The sequence below is a fragment of the Kitasatospora sp. NBC_00374 genome (assembly GCF_041434935.1).
Lineage (GTDB): Bacteria > Actinomycetota > Actinomycetes > Streptomycetales > Streptomycetaceae > Kitasatospora.
Genome location: NZ_CP107964.1, coordinates 7,877,939 through 7,893,698, shown reverse-complemented (window position 1 = coordinate 7,893,698; position 15,760 = coordinate 7,877,939). Strand labels below are relative to the sequence as shown.

Below are 15,760 nucleotides of genomic sequence, written 5' to 3'. Positions count from 1 at the left end.
GGACCGGCAGGACGAGGCGGTCCGCGCGTTCCCGGAGGGTTACTTCCCGGTCGCCGGGCCGTTCGAGAAGCCGCTGCCGCGGCTCCCGCGCCCGGCCGGCCCGGGGTCGGGCGCGGTGGGCGCCCGCCCGTCCGCCGTCACCGGCCGCCGCGCAGGAACTCCCGGTTGAGGGTGGCGATCCCGGTGAGCGGGATGCCCTTGGGGCAGGCGGTGGCGCACTCCCCCGTGTTGGTGCAGCCGCCGAAGCCCTCGGCGTCCATCGCCGCCACCATCGATCGGACCCGGCTGCCGCGCTCGGGTCCGCCCTGCGGGAGCAGGCTGAGGTGGACCACCTTGGCCGCGGTGAACAGCATCGCCGAGCCGTTCGGGCAGGCCGCCACGCAGGCCCCGCAGCCGATGCACTCCGCGTGCTCGAAGGCGAGGTCGGCGGCCTCCTTGGGGACGGGGGTCGCGTGCGCCTCGGGCGCGCTGCCGGTGGGCGCCGTGACGTAGCCGCCGGAACCGATGATCCGGTCGAAGGCCGAGCGGTCCACCACCAGGTCCCGGACCACGGGGAAGGCGCCGGCCCGCCAGGGTTCGACGTCGATGGTGTCGCCGTCGGTGAAGTGCCGCATGTGCAGTTGGCAGGTGGTGGTGCGCTCCGGGCCGTGCGCCCGGCCGTTGATCACCATGCCGCAGGAACCGCAGATGCCCTCACGGCAGTCGTGGTCGAAGGCGACCGGCTGCTCGCCGCGCAGGATCAGCTCCTCGTTGAGCGTGTCGAGCATCTCCAGGAACGACATGTCGGGGCTGATGCCGGCGACCTGGTAGGTGGTCAGCGAGCCGGGCGCGTCCGGGCCGGCCTGGCGCCAGATCCGCAGGGTGAGGTTCATGCGTAGCTCCGCTGGGTGGGGTGGACGTACTCGAAGGCCAGCTGCTCCCGGTGCAGGACGGGGGCCCGGCCGGTGCCGGCGAACTCCCAGGCCGCGGCGTAGGAGAACTCCTCGTCCCGGCGAGCGGCCTCGCCGTCGGGGGTGCGGCTCTCCTCGCGGAAGTGGCCGCCGCAGGACTCGGTGCGGTGCAGCGCGTCCAGGCACATCAGTTCGGCGAGTTCGAGGTAGTCGACGATCCGGTTGGCCTTCTCCAGGGCCTGGTTGAGCTCCTCGCCGGTGCCGGGCACCTTGATCCGGCGCCAGAACTCGGCCCGCAGCCGCGGGATCCGGTCGAGCGCGCGGCGCAGGCCGGCGTCGTCGCGGGCCATGCCGCACTCGTCCCAGAGGAGTTCGCCGAGCTCGCGGTGGAAGGAGTCCGGGGTGCGGTCGCCGTCCACCGCGAGGATCAGGTTGAGCTGGTCGGTGACCTCGGCGACGGCGGCCTCGATCTCGGGCGCGTCCTCGGGCACGGGGGCGACGGGGGTGCGGGCGAGGTAGTCGTTGAGGGTGGCGGGCAGGACGAAGTAGCCGTCGGCCAGGCCCTGCATCAGGGCGCTCGCGCCGAGCCGGTTGGCGCCGTGGTCGGAGAAGTTGGCCTCACCGATCGCGAACAGGCCGGGGAGGGTGGTCTGCAGGTCGTAGTCGACCCAGAGGCCGCCCATCGTGTAGTGGATCGCGGGATAGATGCGCATCGGCACCCGGTACGGATCCTCGGCGGTGATCCGCTCGTACATCTCGAAGAGGTTGCCGTACTTGGCCTCGATCTCGGCACGGCCCAGCCGGGCGATGGCGTCGGCGAAGTCGAGGTAGACGCCCTGGCCGCCGGGGCCGACGCCGCGGCCTTCGTCGCAGACGTTCTTCGCAGCCCGGGAGGCGATGTCACGCGGGACGAGGTTGCCGAAGGCGGGGTAGATCCGCTCCAGGTAGTAGTCGCGCTCCGGCTCGGGGATCTCGGCGGGCGGGCGGGTGTCGCCCTTGGTCCGCGGCACCCAGATCCGGCCGTCGTTGCGCAGCGACTCGCTCATCAGGGTGAGCTTGGACTGGTGGTCGCCGGAGCGCGGGATGCAGGTCGGGTGGATCTGGGTGAAGCAGGGGTTGGCGAAGTACGCGCCGCGCCGGTGGGCCCGCCAGACCGCCGTCGCGTTGGAGTTCTTGGCGTTGGTGGAGAGGTGGAAGACGTTGCCGTAGCCGCCGGTGGCCAGCACGACGGCGTCCGCGAGGTGGGTGGAGATCCGCCCGGTGACCAGGTCGCGGGCGACGATGCCGCGGGCCCGGCCGTCGACCACGACCAGGTCGAGCATCTCGGTGCGCGGGTGCATCTCGACCCCGCCGCCGGCGATCTGCCGGGACAGTGCCTGGTAGGCGCCGAGCAGCAGCTGCTGGCCGGTCTGGCCGCGGGCGTAGAACGTCCGGGAGACCTGGACGCCACCGAACGAGCGGGTGTCCAGCAGGCCGCCGTACTCGCGGGCGAACGGGACGCCCTGGGCGACGCACTGGTCGATGATCTCCACCGAGACCTGGGCGAGCCGGTGGACGTTGGACTCCCGGGCCCGGAAGTCACCGCCCTTGACGGTGTCGTAGAAGAGCCGGCGGACGGAGTCGCCGTCGTTGCGGTAGTTCTTCGCGGCGTTGATACCGCCCTGGGCGGCGATCGAGTGCGCCCGGCGCGGCGAGTCCTGGAAGCAGAACTGCACGACGCGGTAACCCTGTTCGGCGAGCGTGGCGCCGGCGGAGCCGCCCGCCAGGCCGGTGCCGACCACGATCACGGTGTGCTTGCGGCGGTTGGCCGGGTTGACCAGCTTCGCCTCGAACCGGCGCTGGTCCCACCGCTGTTCGATCGGTCCGGTGGGCGCGGCGGTGTCGGTGACGGGCGCACCGACGGCGTAATCGAGGTAGCGGGTCATCGCACGACTCCGGTCAGCACGGCTACGGGGACGGAGAGGAATCCGGCGGTCAGCACGGACGCGAGCAGGTTGGCCGATGCCTTCAACACCCGGTCGCGCCTCGGGTTGTTGACGCCGAGGGTCTGCGCGGCGCTCCAGAACCCGTGCCGCACGTGCAGGCCGAGCGCGAGCATCGCGAGGATGTAGACACCGCCGCCGTACCAGGTGGAGAAGGAGGCGACGATGTTCTGGTAGGGGTGGCCCTCCTCGGCCCGCGGGTTCACGGTCAGGGTGGTCAGGTCGAGGATGTGCCAGACGATGAACAGCCCCAGGATCACCCCGCCCCAGCGCATCGTCCGGGTGGCGTAGCTGCTGCGCCGGCGCCGGTGCGCGTACTTCTGCGGCCGGGCGGCGAGGTCGCGCCGGCTGAGCTGGTACGCGGCGACGCCGTGCACCACGACGGCGGCCAGCAGGACGAACCGGGCGAGCCAGAGGAACCAGCCGTGGTGCAGCAGCGGCTGCCCGACGGTGCGCAGCCAGGCCGCGTAACCGTTGAGGTCGCCCGGGCCGAAGAAGACCTTGAGGTTTCCGAGCATGTGGAAGACCAGGTAGAGCAGCATGACGATGCCGCTGACCGCCATCGCCGCCTTCTTGCCGACGGTCGACCGCCAGAGGGTCGTGAGGGTGGAGGGGGGTCGGCCCGTCCGAGTCGCCAGTGCCATGACGACCACGCTAGGGAGGCGGTCGGCGGTACGTCCAAGACATGATGGGGGCAGCCGCGATAGGGAATGCCTATCATGGGGCCTGTGCAGTTCCAGCAGCTCCGCTACTTCGTGGCCGTCGCCGAGACCCGGCACTTCACCCGGGCCGCCGAGCAGGTCTTGGTGGCGCAGCCCTCGCTCTCCCAGCAGATCCGGTCACTGGAACGGGAGTTGGGCGCCGAGCTGTTCCACCGTACGCGAGGCGGCAGCACCCTCACCGACGCCGGCCAGGCACTGCTGCCGCTGGCCCGGCGGATCCTCGCGGACGCCGAGAGCGCCCGGCTGGCGGTCCAGGAGACCGTCCAGCTGCGACGCGGCCGAGTCCGGCTCGGCGCGACGCCGAGCCTGTGCACCAGCCTGGTGCCGGACGTGCTGCGCGCCTACCGGACCCGTTTCCCCGGGGTCGACCTCCAGGTCCGCGAGGACGGCTCACGGGACCTGGTCCGGATCCTCGCCGACGGCGAACTCGACCTGGCCCTGATCATTCCCCCGCCCTCGGGCGAGGCGCCCGCGCTGGCCGTCACCGAGCTGCTCTACGAGGACCTGGTGCTGGTCTCGGCCGCCCGGACCGGACGCCGCAGGGCCCGGATCGAGGACCTGCGCGACCAGTCGCTGGTGATGTTCCGCGAGGGCTACGACCTGCGCGAGACCACCATCGCGGCCTGCCGCGCGGCGGGCTTCGAGCCCCGGTTCGCCGTCGAGGGCGGCGAGATGGACGCGGTGCTCGGCTTCGTCCGGGCCGGTCTCGGACCGGCGGTGCTGCCGGGCATGGTGGCGGCCCGGTCCGGGCTGGCCGTGACCCCGTTCACCACGCCCGGGCCGGGCCGGACGATCGCCGTCGCGCACGGCCGCGAGCTGCCGCTGACCCACGCGGCGGCGGCCCTGCGCGACACCCTGCTGTCGCACCTCGCCGAGGCCGACCGGGCGGGCGCGCTGCCGCCCGGCACCCGCCTGATCCCGGCCCGTCCCCGGCCACGGACGGGCGAGGACGGCGGTGCGCGGGGCGTCGATGCCGGGAACGGTCTGAGATAGGGTCGCCGCAGTTCAGTCAGGACAGCTCGGGAGGGGTCGACCGCACCGCCATGACCAGGGAACTCGTCAAAGCGTCCCGCACCCGGATCGCCGACCTCACCCAGGCCGGCGGCGAACTGGCCCTCGGTGTCGGGCTGACCGCGCCCGGCCTCAGCTTCGACATCAGCTGCTTCGGGCTTGACGCCGAGGACCGGCTGAGCGACGACCGCTACTTCGTCTTCTTCAACCAGCCTGCCAGCCCCGAGGGTTCGGTGCGGCTGACCGGCCGGGCCGACGGCGACACGGAGTCGTTCCGGATCGACCTGTCCGAGGTGCCGGAGCAGATCCACAAGTTGACCCTGACCGCGGCCATCGAGGGCGACGGGGTGATGTCCCAGCTCCACTCCGGGTACGTCCGGATCCTCGCCGGCGGCACCGAGGTCGGCCGGTACGCCTTCACCGGCGCCGAGTTCAGCACGGAGCGCGCGGTGATGCTGGCGGATCTGTACCGGCGGGCCGGGGAGTGGCGGTTCGCCGCGGTCGGCCAGGGGTTCAACGGCGGGCTGCAGGCGCTGCTGGAGAACTTCGGCGGCGAGGTACTGGAGGAGGACGCGGCGCCGGCCGCAGCCGAGCCCGCGCCCACGCCCGCACCTGAGCCCGCGCCCACGCCCACGCCCACGCCGACCCTGGTGATCCCGGCACAGGTACCGGCCCCGCCCACCGCCGTCCCGGCTCCGGCCTCCGTCCCGGCTCCGGCTCCCGGCGCCCTGATCTCGCTGGCCAAGTACCGCGAGGCCCCCGAGACCCCCGGCTGGGTCAAGCAGAACGACGGCCTGGTGCGTTTCACCCTGACCAAGGGCCAGGACGTGCTGGCCCTGCAGGGCAGCATGGTCGCCTACCAGGGCAGAGCGGACTTCGCCCACGAGGGCTCGGGCGCACTGCGCAAGCTGATCGGCAATCTGACCGGCCAGCCGCTGAAGCTGATGCGGGTCTCCGGGGAGGGCCAGGTCTTCCTCGCGGACGAGGCGAGCGACCTGTTCGTGGTGCGGCTGGAGGGCGACTCGCTCTGCGTCGGCTCCGACCGGGTGCTCGCCTTCGACGCGGGCCTGGAGCACGAGGTGCGCCGGATCGAGGGCGAGGGCCTGCCGAACGGCGGCTTCTTCACCCTCCAGTTCAGCGGCCACGGCACGGTGGTGGTGAAGACCAGGGGCATCCCGGTGGTCCTGCCGGTCACCCCGGCCCCGGAGACGTACGCGGACGTGCACGCGCTGGTCGCCTGGACGCGTGCGGCCCAGGTGATCACCACGGCACCGGTCCGGATCCGGCGCTCGGCCTACGCGGGCCACGCCGCCGAGTCGTACAGCCTGCAGTTCCGCGGCGCGCCCGGGAACTTCATCGTCGTCCAGCCGTTCGAAGTCTGAGCCTTCGAGGTCTGAGGAAGAGATGGGCGGATCCATGCAGCGGCAGCTCCTGGCGGGCACCGGCCTGGCCCGGTACGAGGCGGCGCCGGACACGGCCCGGATGAGCAACCACGGCGCGGCGATGTGCCGGGTCGCGGTCACCTCCGGCCAGGACGTCTACGCCAAGCCGGGCGCCATGGTGGCGTACGACGGCTTCCTGCAGTACGAGGCGGTGTCGCAGACCTTCCGCAGGGCGCTCGGCGAGTGGGCGTCCGGGGAGCGCAGCCCGCTGCTGCGGTGGTTCGGCGATGGCAGCCTGTACCTCGCGGACCAGGGCGCCGACGTGGTCAACCTCCAGCTCGCCGACGAGTCGCTGTCGGTGAACGGCTCGCACCTGCTGGCCCTGGACACCGCGCTGGACTGCCGGGTCGAGAAGGTCAAGGGGCCGGCGATGCTGGCCGGCACCGGCCTGTACAACGTGACCGTCGGCGGTACCGGCTGGGTGTCGATCACCTCGCGCGGGCTGCCGGTGGTGCTGGACTGCGCGGAGGCGGAGACCTTCGTCGACCCGGACGCCCTGGTCGCCTGGACCACCGGCCTGGAGATCAAGCCCCGCCGGACCGTCAAGGTCGGCGCCCTGATCGGCCGAGGCAGCGGCGAGGCCCTGCAACTGGGCTTCCGGGGCGCCGGGTTCGTGGTGGTGCAGCCCAGCGAGGACACGTCCGAGCGTTTCAAGATCCGCGGCTGAGGAGACCCCGTGCAGAGCCCGCTACTCGACCACACCGCCCTCACCGGCGACCGGCGCTACGCGCTCCAGAACCCGCAGATGCTCCGGGTCGCCCTGGACGGCCGTACCGACGTCCTGGCCCGCACCGGCGCGATGGTGGCCCACACCGGCAAGGTGTCCTTCACGTCCTGGGCCCCACCGCGGGGCCAGCGCGGCCGCCGCCGGGACGCCGACGCACTCGACCTGATGAGCTGCTCCGGCACCGGCGCCGTCTACCTGGCCAACCTGGCCCAGCACCTGCACATCCTGGAGCTGCGGCAGGAGCGGCTCACCGTCACCAACAGCTACCTGCTGGCGATGGACACCACCGTCGACTGGCGGATCGTCGAGATCGAGAACGGTGAACGGATCTCCGGCGTCGGCCGCCGCACCGTCGAGCTCTCGGGCACCGGCACCGCCGTCCTGATGACCTCCGGGCAGCCGCTGGTGATGCGGTCCGAGCCGGGCGCCTACGTCTACGCGGACGCGGACGCGGTGATCGGCTGGTCCTCCGGGCTGGAGGTCCAGCTGCAGGCGCAGAGCAGCAACACCGAGGCCTGGCGCCGCCGCGGGACGGCCACCGAGGGATGGGAGTTGTCCTTCACCGGCGCCGGCCACGTCATCGTCCAGCCCAGCGAGCTGCGCCCGCCGCAGCGCCCGGGCCGGTGACGGGGCCGGGCGCCCTAGGCTGACGCGCCCTGGACCGCCGGCGCCACGGCGTGCGGGTAGGCCGCCGAACGGTGCTGGAAGGCAAGGATCTTGGGGTTGGCGATGACGCCGTCCCGGATCTCGACCGCGCGCCGGACGGTCTCGTGGGACTCCCAGGACGCGGGCCCCGCCAGCACCGCCCGGACGAACGGGAGCAGCGCCTCGCTGTTCTCCCAGGTCGCGGAGTTCCACAGGTAGGACGGGCTGTGGTCGACCCCGTAGTGCCGGATGTTGTCGCCGACCACGAAGGTGGGCTCGTCGAACGTCGTCGGCCGGGCCCAGCCGAAGCCCATGCCCTCGTCGCAGGAGACGTCGATCACCAGCGTGCCCGGCGCGAGCAGGTCGAGGTCGTCCTCGTCGAGGAAGGTCAGCGGGTCGTCGGTGTTCTGCAGGACGCAGTTGACGATGATGTCGTGCTCGGCCAGGAAGCCGGCCAGCGGGACCCGGCCGTCGTCGGAGAGGGCGAAGCTCCGGCGCGGGCCGCCGTCGATGCCGTCGTCGTGGTCGAACTGCACTATCCGCGCGGAGTGGATGGGCGAGCTGACCGCGGTGACGCCGCGCTGGGTGAGGATGTCGACGTCGTGCACACCGACGGCGCCGAGTGCGGTGACCGCACCGCGGGCGGTCGCCCCGAAGCCCAGCACGGCGGCCCGGAGCCGGCGCCCGTAGTCGCCCGTGGAGCCGCTGAGCTGCAGGGCGTGCAACACCGAGGAGTAGCCGGCCAGTTCGTTGTTCTTGTGGAAGACGTGCAGGTTGAACGAGCCGTCGTTGGTCCAGTGGTTCATCGCCTCGAAGGCGATCAGGGTCAGCCGGCGGTCGATCGCGATCTGGGTGATCTCCTGGTCCTGGACGCAGTGCGGCCAGCCCCAGAGGACCTGTCCGGGGCGGAGTTCCGCGAGATCGGCGGCCATCGGCTTGGCGAGCAGGAGGACGTCGCAGTCGGCGACGAGTTGTTCACGGGTCCCGAACCCGGCGACCAGGGGGGCGAGTTGCTCGTCGGACACACCGAATCGGGTGCCGTAATCGCGTTCGAGAAAGATGTGTTCCCGGAGGTCGGGGTCGATCCGCTCGAGGTGCGCGGGGTGAATCGGCAGTCGGCGCTCGTTCTCTTTACGTGACTGCGCCATGACTCCGAGAGTGAGCTGGTCCACGTGGGCCCCTTTGATTGAGCCCTGTCTAGCACACTTCGCCGGGCCGGTTCCCCGCCACGGACCGGCCCTCGGGGCCGCCGAAAAATCTCGCGGACGACGAACCCGCCGTTTCGGCGCGCACCCTGCTACAGTCGACTTAGTTGCAGTTGTGGTTCCCATGAACTTTGTGTGCGCCTGCTGGCAGTGACCACCAGGCGCATTTTTGTTTCCCGGTCTTTTCCGGGCGGGTCATTATCGCGGCTACGCGAAACTCGCGAGGTGCGGGTTTCGGAACAGCCTTTGAAGGAGATTTTTATGGCTACCGGTACCGTGAAGTGGTTCAACGCGGAAAAGGGCTTCGGCTTCATCGAGCAGGACGGCGGCGGCGCTGACGTGTTCGCCCACTACTCGAACATCAACGCCAACGGCTTCCGCGAGCTGCTCGAGGGCCAGAAGGTCGAGTTCGACGTCACGCAGGGCCAGAAGGGCCCGCAGGCGGAGAACATTCGCCCCCTCTAGTATCTGCACTGCTCGGCACTGCCGGCAGTACCAGGGCCCGTCCCGTGTGCTTGCACATGGGACGGGCCCTTCGGCATGCCCGGACGCCGGCCGGACTCAGCGCCCGGGGACGGGGTCGGAGCCGCCGGCCGTACCCGGGCGGCAGCGCAGCAGCCGCCCGGCCGTCAACCGGACACCGCGCAGCGCGCCGTGCCGGTGCAGTGCCTGCACCGCGTAGGTCGAACAGGACGGGGTGTACGGGCAGCACGGCCGGCGCTCCGGGCTGATCCTGGTCCGGTAGAACCGCACCGCGCCGTACAGTCCGGCCGCCACCGCGCCCGCCGGGACCGGTGCGGCAGGGTCCGCGGCGCGGCCCGGGCGCCGGCCGGCGACGGCACCGACCGCCGCCTTCAGTGCGGACGCCGCCATCAGCGGTATCAGCGCGATCATGCACGGGTCGGCCAGCTCACCGAGGCAGTCGCAGCCGTCGCAGCAGTCGCTGTCGCGCTTCTTGTTCCGTCGCCTGTACTCCTGACAGGCACGCTGTTGCTGCCTGCGCCGGCGGCGCTCCTGCTCGGGCAGCCACCACCAGGCCCGGCCGGGCCACTGGGGCGGCCCGGCCTGCTGCTGCGCTCCGTACGGGTAATGGTGGGACACGGGTGGCGCCCTCTTTCCTTCGGTCGATCCATGATCAGTGCGGCAGCCGCCCAAGGTACGGCACGGCCCGTCGCGCAGTCGGACGACGGGGGTGCCGGCCACGGTTCCCGGGCACGTCCGGACGCCCGCCGGCCCGGCGCGAACCCGGGTCCCGGCCGGCCGACGGCCGAGGTCCGGCACTCCGGCCCGTGGTTTACGGCCAGTGTTGTCCGGACAACTACCGGCGGGACCCTCGGCGCGGGCACCCGGCGGGACCGTGCGAAGCTGTGGGGCTGTCGAGTCGGGACGGGGAGCACACATGGGCGGTCAGGGCAGGTCAGAGGCGGCGGGGCCGCGCACCGTCGGGCTGGTGGACCTGCGCGGACGCTCGGACGGCCGCGCGCTGCTGCACTACCCGCCGGACGCGGTCGTCGTGGTGTCCGGTCTGCCGGGCAGCGGGAAGAGTACGCTGCTGCGCCGCTGGTCGGCCGCGGTGGCGGTGGTCGACCCGCGCGACGTCCACGAGGCCTGCGCGGCCGTGATGCCCGAACGGATCCCGTACGGCGTCTACCGGCCCTGGGCCCGGCTGGTGCACTTCCGGTGGCTGCGGGCGGCGGTGCGCGGCGGCGGACCGCTGCTGGTGCACGACTGCGGCAGCCGTCCCTGGCTGCGCCGCTGGCTGGCCCGCAGCGCCGGACGGCAGGGGCGGGAGCTGCACCTGGTGGTGCTGGACGTGGGCCATGCGGAGGCCCTGGCGGGCCAGCGGGCCCGCGGCCGCTGGGCGCCGCGCCGGGTGTTCGACCGGCACTGCGCGGGGCTCGGCCGGCTTCTGGAGGCGCTGGCGCAGCCGGCGGCCGGCGGCCGCGCTTCGGCGCCGGTGCCCGCCGCGGTCGCGGAGGCGACATCGGTGGTGCTGCTCGACCGGGGGTCCCGGGAGCACGCGGCCGCGCGCTTCGGTGCCGGGGTGGTCCGGCCGGTGGCCGGGCACCGGTGAGCGTCAGCCGGCCGACCGGTCGCGGTCCGGGGCGCCGGCCTGTCGGGCCGCGAGCAGGATGACGGCGCCGCCGACCCGCAGCACGGCGTCGTAGGCGGCCACGGCCCCGCGTTCAGATCCACCAGCGGGTGGGTGACCCGGCGCTCGCGCAGGACGAAGAGCACGCTCAGCCCGGGCCCTCGGTCAGGCCGCCGCCCACGAAGGGGCCCAGCGCCGTACCGATGTTGGCGATCCCGAAGGCCGCGCCCAGGGCCCGCGCCCGGCTCTCGGCGGGGAAGACGTTGCTGATCACCGCGACCGAGACCGGGAGGACCAGCACCGCGCCGACCCCCTGGACGACTCGCGCCGCCACCAGCGCGCCGAGCCCCGGTGCCGGCGCGCAGCCGACCGAGGCGGCGGCGAACAGGGCGGTTCCGGTCAGCAGCGCGCCGCGCCGTCCGAACACGTCGCCGATCCGGCCGCCGACGATGAACAGGCAGCCCAGGGCCAGCATGTAGGCGGAGAGGGTCCACTGGGCGGCCGGCACGGAGACGTCCAACTCGGCCGAGATCCCGGGGATCGCGGGATTCAGCGCGAAGAAGTCGAGCTGAATGCAGAACAGCGCGACCGCCACCGAGACGAAAGCCCCCGCCTGACGGCCGAGGAGGTCCTTCGTCGCGGGTCTCCCGACACTCCGCCACCTCCGCGCTCGGACCGGGCCGGCAGGCCCCCTGCCATTCTCGACCGCCCGGGGCGGGCCCGCAGCCCCGGGCGGTCGGCGGGGCCGGGGTGGGCGGAGTCGGGCGGGCCGAGCGCCGTAGGGAGGCCCGGAGTGTCCGAAGTGCCGACCTTCGGAAGAATGCTAGCTTCAATTGGCCGGGAATCGACATGATTTGACGCTTCGCCAGCAAACTGTGTGATTATCTCCCGGCTCCAACTCCGGTGAAGGTGAGTCGACACGTGCAGCACGAGGTTTCACGACGCAAACTCCTGGGCGCCGCCGGGGCGATGGCCGCCGGGGCGGCGTCTGTCGCGGCCGGGCCCACGCCGGCCCGGGCCGAGCCGGCCGGGCCCACCGATCCCGGAGACCTCCGCGTCCTGCCCGGGGACGGGCGCTACGAGACCCTCAGCCAGGGCTTCAACCAGCGGTGGACCAGCGACCCGCGCTACATCCAGCTGGTCACCGGCGACTCGGGCGCCGTCGCCGCCGTCCGCGAGGCCCTCCACCGGGGCCTGCGGCCCACCGTACGCAGCGGCGGCCACTGCTACGAGGACTTCGTCGAGAACACCGGCGGCGCGATCCTCGACCTGAGCACCATGCGAGGCGCGTACCGGGCCAAGGACAAGTACGGCGCCACCGCCTACTGCGTGGAGTCGGGCGCCGAACTCTGGGACGTCTACACCGAGCTGTTCCGCCGCTACGACGTGGCGATCCCGGCCGGGTCCTGCTACTCGGTGGGCGCGGGCGGGCACATCTGCGGCGGCGGCTACGGCGTCCTCAACCGGCGCGACGGGCTGACGGTCGACTACCTGACGCAGGTGGACGTGGTCACCGTCCGGGACGGCCGGGCCGAGGTGACCCGCGCGCACCGCGACGACCCCGAGGGCTCGGACACCTCGCACCTCTTCTGGGCGCACACCGGCGGCGGCGGCGGGAACTTCGGCGTCGTGCTGCGCTACTACTTCACCGAGCACCTGCCGCGGCCGCCGGCCCGGGTCTGGCTGAGCAGCATCGCCTGGCCCTGGGCGGAGATCCTCAAGAAGCCGGCGGACTTCACCCGGCTGATGAGGAACTTCGGCGAGTTCTTCGCCGCGCACAGCGGCCCGGACGAGCCGCTCTACAACAACCTGTTCAGCATTCTGAAACTCACCCACAAGACCAACGGCAACCTCGCGCTGTTCAGCCAGTGGGTCGGCCAGGACGCCGGCCCGCTGGACGCGTTCCTGGCGGCGATGGAGGCCGGCCTCGACACGCCCTCGACCGTCCAGACCGACAGCGCGGGCGGCCTGTTCCTGCCCTATCCGGACCGCCGCCGGCAGATGCCCTGGCTCCAGGCGACCCAGACGCTCAACGGCTCCGGCGCCAACCAGCGCGGCAAGTACAAGTCCGCGTACCACCGCAAGCCGTTCTCGGACCACAACATCGAGGCCACCTGGACGTGGCTCACCAAGGACGACCCGGGCGTGGACCTGACCCAGACGCTGGTGCAGATCGACGCGTACGGGTGCCGGGTCAACGCCGTCGACCCGTGCGCGACGGCCGTCCCGCAGCGGGACTCGTGCATGAAGCTGCAGTACCAGACCTACTGGACCGTGCCCGCCCAGGACGACGCCCACCTGGACTTCATCCGGGGCTTCTACCAGGACGTCTACGCGGCGACCGGCGGGGTGCCGGAGATCAGCGACGCGGCGCACGACCTCGGCACGGACGGCGCCTACGTCAACTACCCGGACGTGGACCTCGGGATCGCGACGGACCCGGCGCCACTCTACCCGCGGCTGTACTACAAGCAGAACTATCCGCGGCTGCAGCTGGCCAAGCGGATCTGGGACGGCGGGAACGTCTTCCACCACAAGCAGTCCGTCATCGGCTGACCCGCCCCCCCCTTCACCCCCCCTTGATCCGCCCCTGACCTACCCCTTCCGGTGACCCAGGGTGACCGGACGCTGGCGGAACGCGTACCATCGGTTCGTGCGCGTTACGGGAAGGGGAGCTCGTTGGACACGGTGATCGTGCAGCTGCCCGACAGCCCGGCCGTCCTGGCGGGTGTCCGGCGGGAGCGGCCCGGGCTGCTGCGGATGGGCCCGGGCGAGAGCGCCGACTTCGGCCGCGGCGCACCGGGCCGTCCGGTCGCCATCGCGCTGGACGACCGGGGCGTCTCCCGCCGGGCCGGCGAGGTCACGGCGGCCGAGGACTACTGGAGGCTGTCCAACTTCAGCGGCTCGGCGACGTACGTCGTGGAGAACCTCGAAGGCGCTGGCGAGCACGTCAAGGTGGCCCCCGGGCGGCTGGGCGCGCCGGTGCCGTTCGAGTTCTCCCGGGTGGTGCTGCCCTCGGTCACCGGCACCAGCCACTTCAAGGTCTTCGCCCCGCAGCACGCCTTCCTGGACGGCGGCCCGGACCCCGGCAGCGGCGAGCACACCGTCAGCCCGTTCGCGTTGGACCCGACGTCCAAGTACTTCCTGGTCCTGCTGGCACTGTGCGAACCGCGGCTGCGCGACTCCTCCGCCGCCGCGGTGCCCGGCGTCAACGACGTGCTGGAGCGCCTGCGGGCGCTGCCGTCCTGCCGCAAGCTCACCCGCTCCGCCGTCAACTACCACATCGACTACCTCGCGGAGGCGAAGCTGCGGCTGCGCGGGGAGGAGGACCGGGAGCCGGGCGGCACCGGGCGCACCGGCCGCAAGCGCGAGGAACTGGCCGCGCTGGCACTGCGGTTCGACCTGGTCCGCGAGGACCACCTGTCCCTGCTCCCGCCGCCGCACGGCCGGTGAGCGGCGCGCGCCCCGGCGAGGGCCGGGAGCGGATGGACGACGCCGGCAGGCCGCCGCTCGACGTCCCGCCGGGCTACCCGGTCGCGGGCCACCGGATCACCGAACTGATCGGTTCCGGCGGCTGGGGCAGCGTCTACGCGGCGCAGGACGCCGCAGGCGGCACGGTCGCGGTGAAGTTCCTGCCGCCGGGGCTGCTCGGCCCGGTGCAGCGCCGCACGATGGAGGAGCTGGTGCGCCGAGAGGTCAGGTTCAGCGAACAGGCCGACCACCCCCAGCTGATCCGCACCCTCGCCGTGGTCACCCTGCAGGACCCCGGGCACCCGCAGCTGGACGGCGCCGTCGCCCTGGTGATGGAGCGCGCCGAGCACAGCCTGCAGCAGCGGCTGTGCGCCGGTGAGGCCGGCGCCGCGCTCCCCGACGCCGGGCGGATCCTCGCCGAGGTGTGCGCGGGCCTCGCCCACATGCACGGCCGGGGCTGGGTGCACGGCGACCTCAAACCCGCCAACGTCCTGCTGATGGCGGACGGCGGTGTCCGGCTGGCCGACTTCGGGCTGACCGCCGAGCTGGAGGGCACCCACGCCTACGCCCCGCCGCTCGGCTCGCTGGACCACGTGCCGCCCGAGTGGTGGTCCCAGCGGGCCGGCGCGCACGGCGTCGAACTGCGGCCGAGCGCCGACATCTGGGCCTTCGGCGTGCTCGCCCACCAGGTGCTCACCGGCGGCCTGCACCCCTTCCTCGGCGCCACCGCCCGGGCCAGGGCGCTCGCCGCGCAGGCGTACGCCCGGGGCGCCGCACCGCTGCGCCTGGACGAGCGGCTGCCGGACGGCTGGCGCGCCCTGATCGGCGCCTGCCTCGCGGGCGGGCGCGACGCCCGGCCCGGCGCGGACGAACTGTTGGCCCGGGTCCGGGCGGTCGACGGGCCGGCCCGGCGCGGTCGGCGGGCGCGCCGGGCCGCCGCCCTGCTCGCGGCCTGCGGGCTGGTGGCCGCCGCCGCCTCGGCCGCCGTAGGCCTGCTGCCCGGGGGCGGCGCCCCCGCGCCGCCGCCCCCGACCGCCACCGCACCGTCGGCCGGGCCGTCGGCCGGCGCGCTGCCGGCGGACGCGGACGTGCCCGCCGAGTTCCGGGAACCGATCGACCGGGCCGCCCGGCAGTGCCCGGAGCCCGAGGTCACCCCGGCACTGCTGGCCGCGATGCTCAAGGCGGAGAGCGGCTTCGACCCGGCCGCCGCCCGGCCGCAGGCGCAGGAGTACGGCATCGCGATGTGGACGCCGTCGGTGTTCAACGCCTGGGCGCAGGACGGCGACCACGACGGCCGCAAGGACTACATGTCGCCGCCCGACGCGATCATCACGATGGGCGGTTACGTCTGCTGGCTCGACCAGCAGCTCAAGCACCGGGGGTACACCAGGGACCTGCCGGCCCTGATCGTCGCCGGCTACCGCACCAGCGACAAGACGGTCGCGGACACCGGGGGCGTCCCCGAGCGGGTCCGCCCGCACGTGGACACCGTGCTGCGCTACCTCGCGCAGTACGGCGGCTGAGCCGGGCCGGCCGGGACCCCCGTCCCCGGCCGGCCCGGCCCCGCTTCCCG

General features: G+C 73.0%; 15 protein-coding genes. 9 read left to right on the top strand and 6 right to left on the bottom strand.

What is annotated here, in order from left to right:
• Positions 1-137: 137 nt before the first annotated feature.
• The 3 genes from OG871_RS34365 to OG871_RS34355 are packed head-to-tail and all read right to left on the bottom strand — an operon-like array spanning position 138 to position 3,516.
• The gene (locus OG871_RS34365) at positions 138-872 is read right to left on the bottom strand and encodes a succinate dehydrogenase/fumarate reductase iron-sulfur subunit (RefSeq protein WP_371502184.1); all 735 of its coding nucleotides are present in this window, start codon (positions 870-872) and stop codon (positions 138-140) included.
• Positions 869-2,815: a fumarate reductase/succinate dehydrogenase flavoprotein subunit gene (locus OG871_RS34360; protein WP_371502182.1), complete on the bottom strand. Its 1,947-nt coding sequence runs from the start codon at positions 2,813-2,815 to the stop codon at positions 869-871. The genes OG871_RS34365 and OG871_RS34360 overlap by 4 nt, the downstream gene beginning before the upstream one ends.
• A complete protein-coding gene (locus OG871_RS34355; protein ID WP_371502180.1) occupies positions 2,812-3,516 on the bottom strand; it encodes a succinate dehydrogenase cytochrome b subunit in 705 nt (234 codons plus the stop codon). The genes OG871_RS34360 and OG871_RS34355 overlap by 4 nt, the downstream gene beginning before the upstream one ends.
• Before the next feature lie 84 nt (positions 3,517-3,600).
• Here OG871_RS34355 and OG871_RS34350 point away from each other — a divergent pair, with 84 nt between their 5' ends.
• From OG871_RS34350 to OG871_RS34335, 4 genes are read left to right on the top strand one after another with little or no spacing between them, the layout of a single operon-like run.
• Positions 3,601-4,587, top strand: a complete 987-nt coding sequence (locus OG871_RS34350) for a LysR family transcriptional regulator (RefSeq protein WP_371503497.1) — start codon at positions 3,601-3,603, stop codon at positions 4,585-4,587.
• Between the two features lie 50 nt (positions 4,588-4,637).
• Positions 4,638-5,987 (top strand): TerD family protein, encoded by a 1,350-nt coding sequence (locus OG871_RS34345; protein ID WP_371502179.1) that lies wholly within the window; start codon positions 4,638-4,640, stop codon positions 5,985-5,987.
• A 34-nt stretch (positions 5,988-6,021) separates the two neighbouring features.
• Positions 6,022-6,714 carry an AIM24 family protein gene (locus OG871_RS34340; RefSeq protein WP_371502177.1) on the top strand — a complete coding sequence of 231 codons (693 nt, stop codon included), beginning with the start codon at positions 6,022-6,024 and terminating at the stop codon, positions 6,712-6,714.
• 9 nt (positions 6,715-6,723) lie between these two features.
• Positions 6,724-7,401: an AIM24 family protein gene (locus OG871_RS34335; RefSeq protein WP_371502175.1), complete on the top strand. Its 678-nt coding sequence runs from the start codon at positions 6,724-6,726 to the stop codon at positions 7,399-7,401.
• Positions 7,402-7,415: 14 nt separating this feature from the next.
• On the opposite strand, the gene OG871_RS34330 is transcribed toward OG871_RS34335, so the two are convergent.
• Positions 7,416-8,567, bottom strand: a complete 1,152-nt coding sequence (locus OG871_RS34330; protein WP_371502174.1) for a N(5)-(carboxyethyl)ornithine synthase — start codon at positions 8,565-8,567, stop codon at positions 7,416-7,418.
• A 318-nt stretch (positions 8,568-8,885) separates the two neighbouring features.
• On the opposite strand from OG871_RS34330, the gene OG871_RS34325 reads away from it, so the two are divergent.
• Positions 8,886-9,089: a cold-shock protein gene (locus OG871_RS34325; protein WP_371502173.1), complete on the top strand. Its 204-nt coding sequence runs from the start codon at positions 8,886-8,888 to the stop codon at positions 9,087-9,089.
• A 96-nt stretch (positions 9,090-9,185) separates the two neighbouring features.
• On the opposite strand, the gene yidD is transcribed toward OG871_RS34325, so the two are convergent.
• A complete protein-coding gene (gene yidD, locus OG871_RS34320) occupies positions 9,186-9,725 on the bottom strand; it encodes a membrane protein insertion efficiency factor YidD (RefSeq protein WP_371502172.1) in 540 nt (179 codons plus the stop codon).
• Positions 9,726-10,074: 349 nt separating this feature from the next.
• On the opposite strand from yidD, the gene OG871_RS34315 reads away from it, so the two are divergent.
• A complete protein-coding gene (locus OG871_RS34315) occupies positions 10,075-10,698 on the top strand; it encodes an AAA family ATPase (protein WP_371502171.1) in 624 nt (207 codons plus the stop codon).
• A 166-nt stretch (positions 10,699-10,864) separates the two neighbouring features.
• Here the strand turns inward: OG871_RS34315 and OG871_RS34310 are convergent, their stop codons facing one another.
• Positions 10,865-11,311, bottom strand: coding sequence for an MFS transporter (locus OG871_RS34310; RefSeq protein WP_371502170.1), 447 nt, complete (start codon positions 11,309-11,311; stop codon positions 10,865-10,867).
• A 326-nt stretch (positions 11,312-11,637) separates the two neighbouring features.
• On the opposite strand from OG871_RS34310, the gene OG871_RS34305 reads away from it, so the two are divergent.
• The 3 genes from OG871_RS34305 (at position 11,638) to OG871_RS34295 (ending at position 15,710) form a co-directional block, all read left to right on the top strand.
• Positions 11,638-13,272 (top strand): BBE domain-containing protein, encoded by a 1,635-nt coding sequence (locus OG871_RS34305; RefSeq protein WP_371502169.1) that lies wholly within the window; start codon positions 11,638-11,640, stop codon positions 13,270-13,272.
• A 123-nt stretch (positions 13,273-13,395) separates the two neighbouring features.
• Positions 13,396-14,169, top strand: a complete 774-nt coding sequence (locus tag OG871_RS34300; protein ID WP_371502168.1) for a serine/threonine protein kinase — start codon at positions 13,396-13,398, stop codon at positions 14,167-14,169.
• Positions 14,166-15,710, top strand: a complete 1,545-nt coding sequence (locus OG871_RS34295; RefSeq protein WP_371502166.1) for a serine/threonine-protein kinase — start codon at positions 14,166-14,168, stop codon at positions 15,708-15,710. The genes OG871_RS34300 and OG871_RS34295 overlap by 4 nt, the downstream gene beginning before the upstream one ends.
• Positions 15,711-15,760 lie beyond the last annotated feature (50 nt).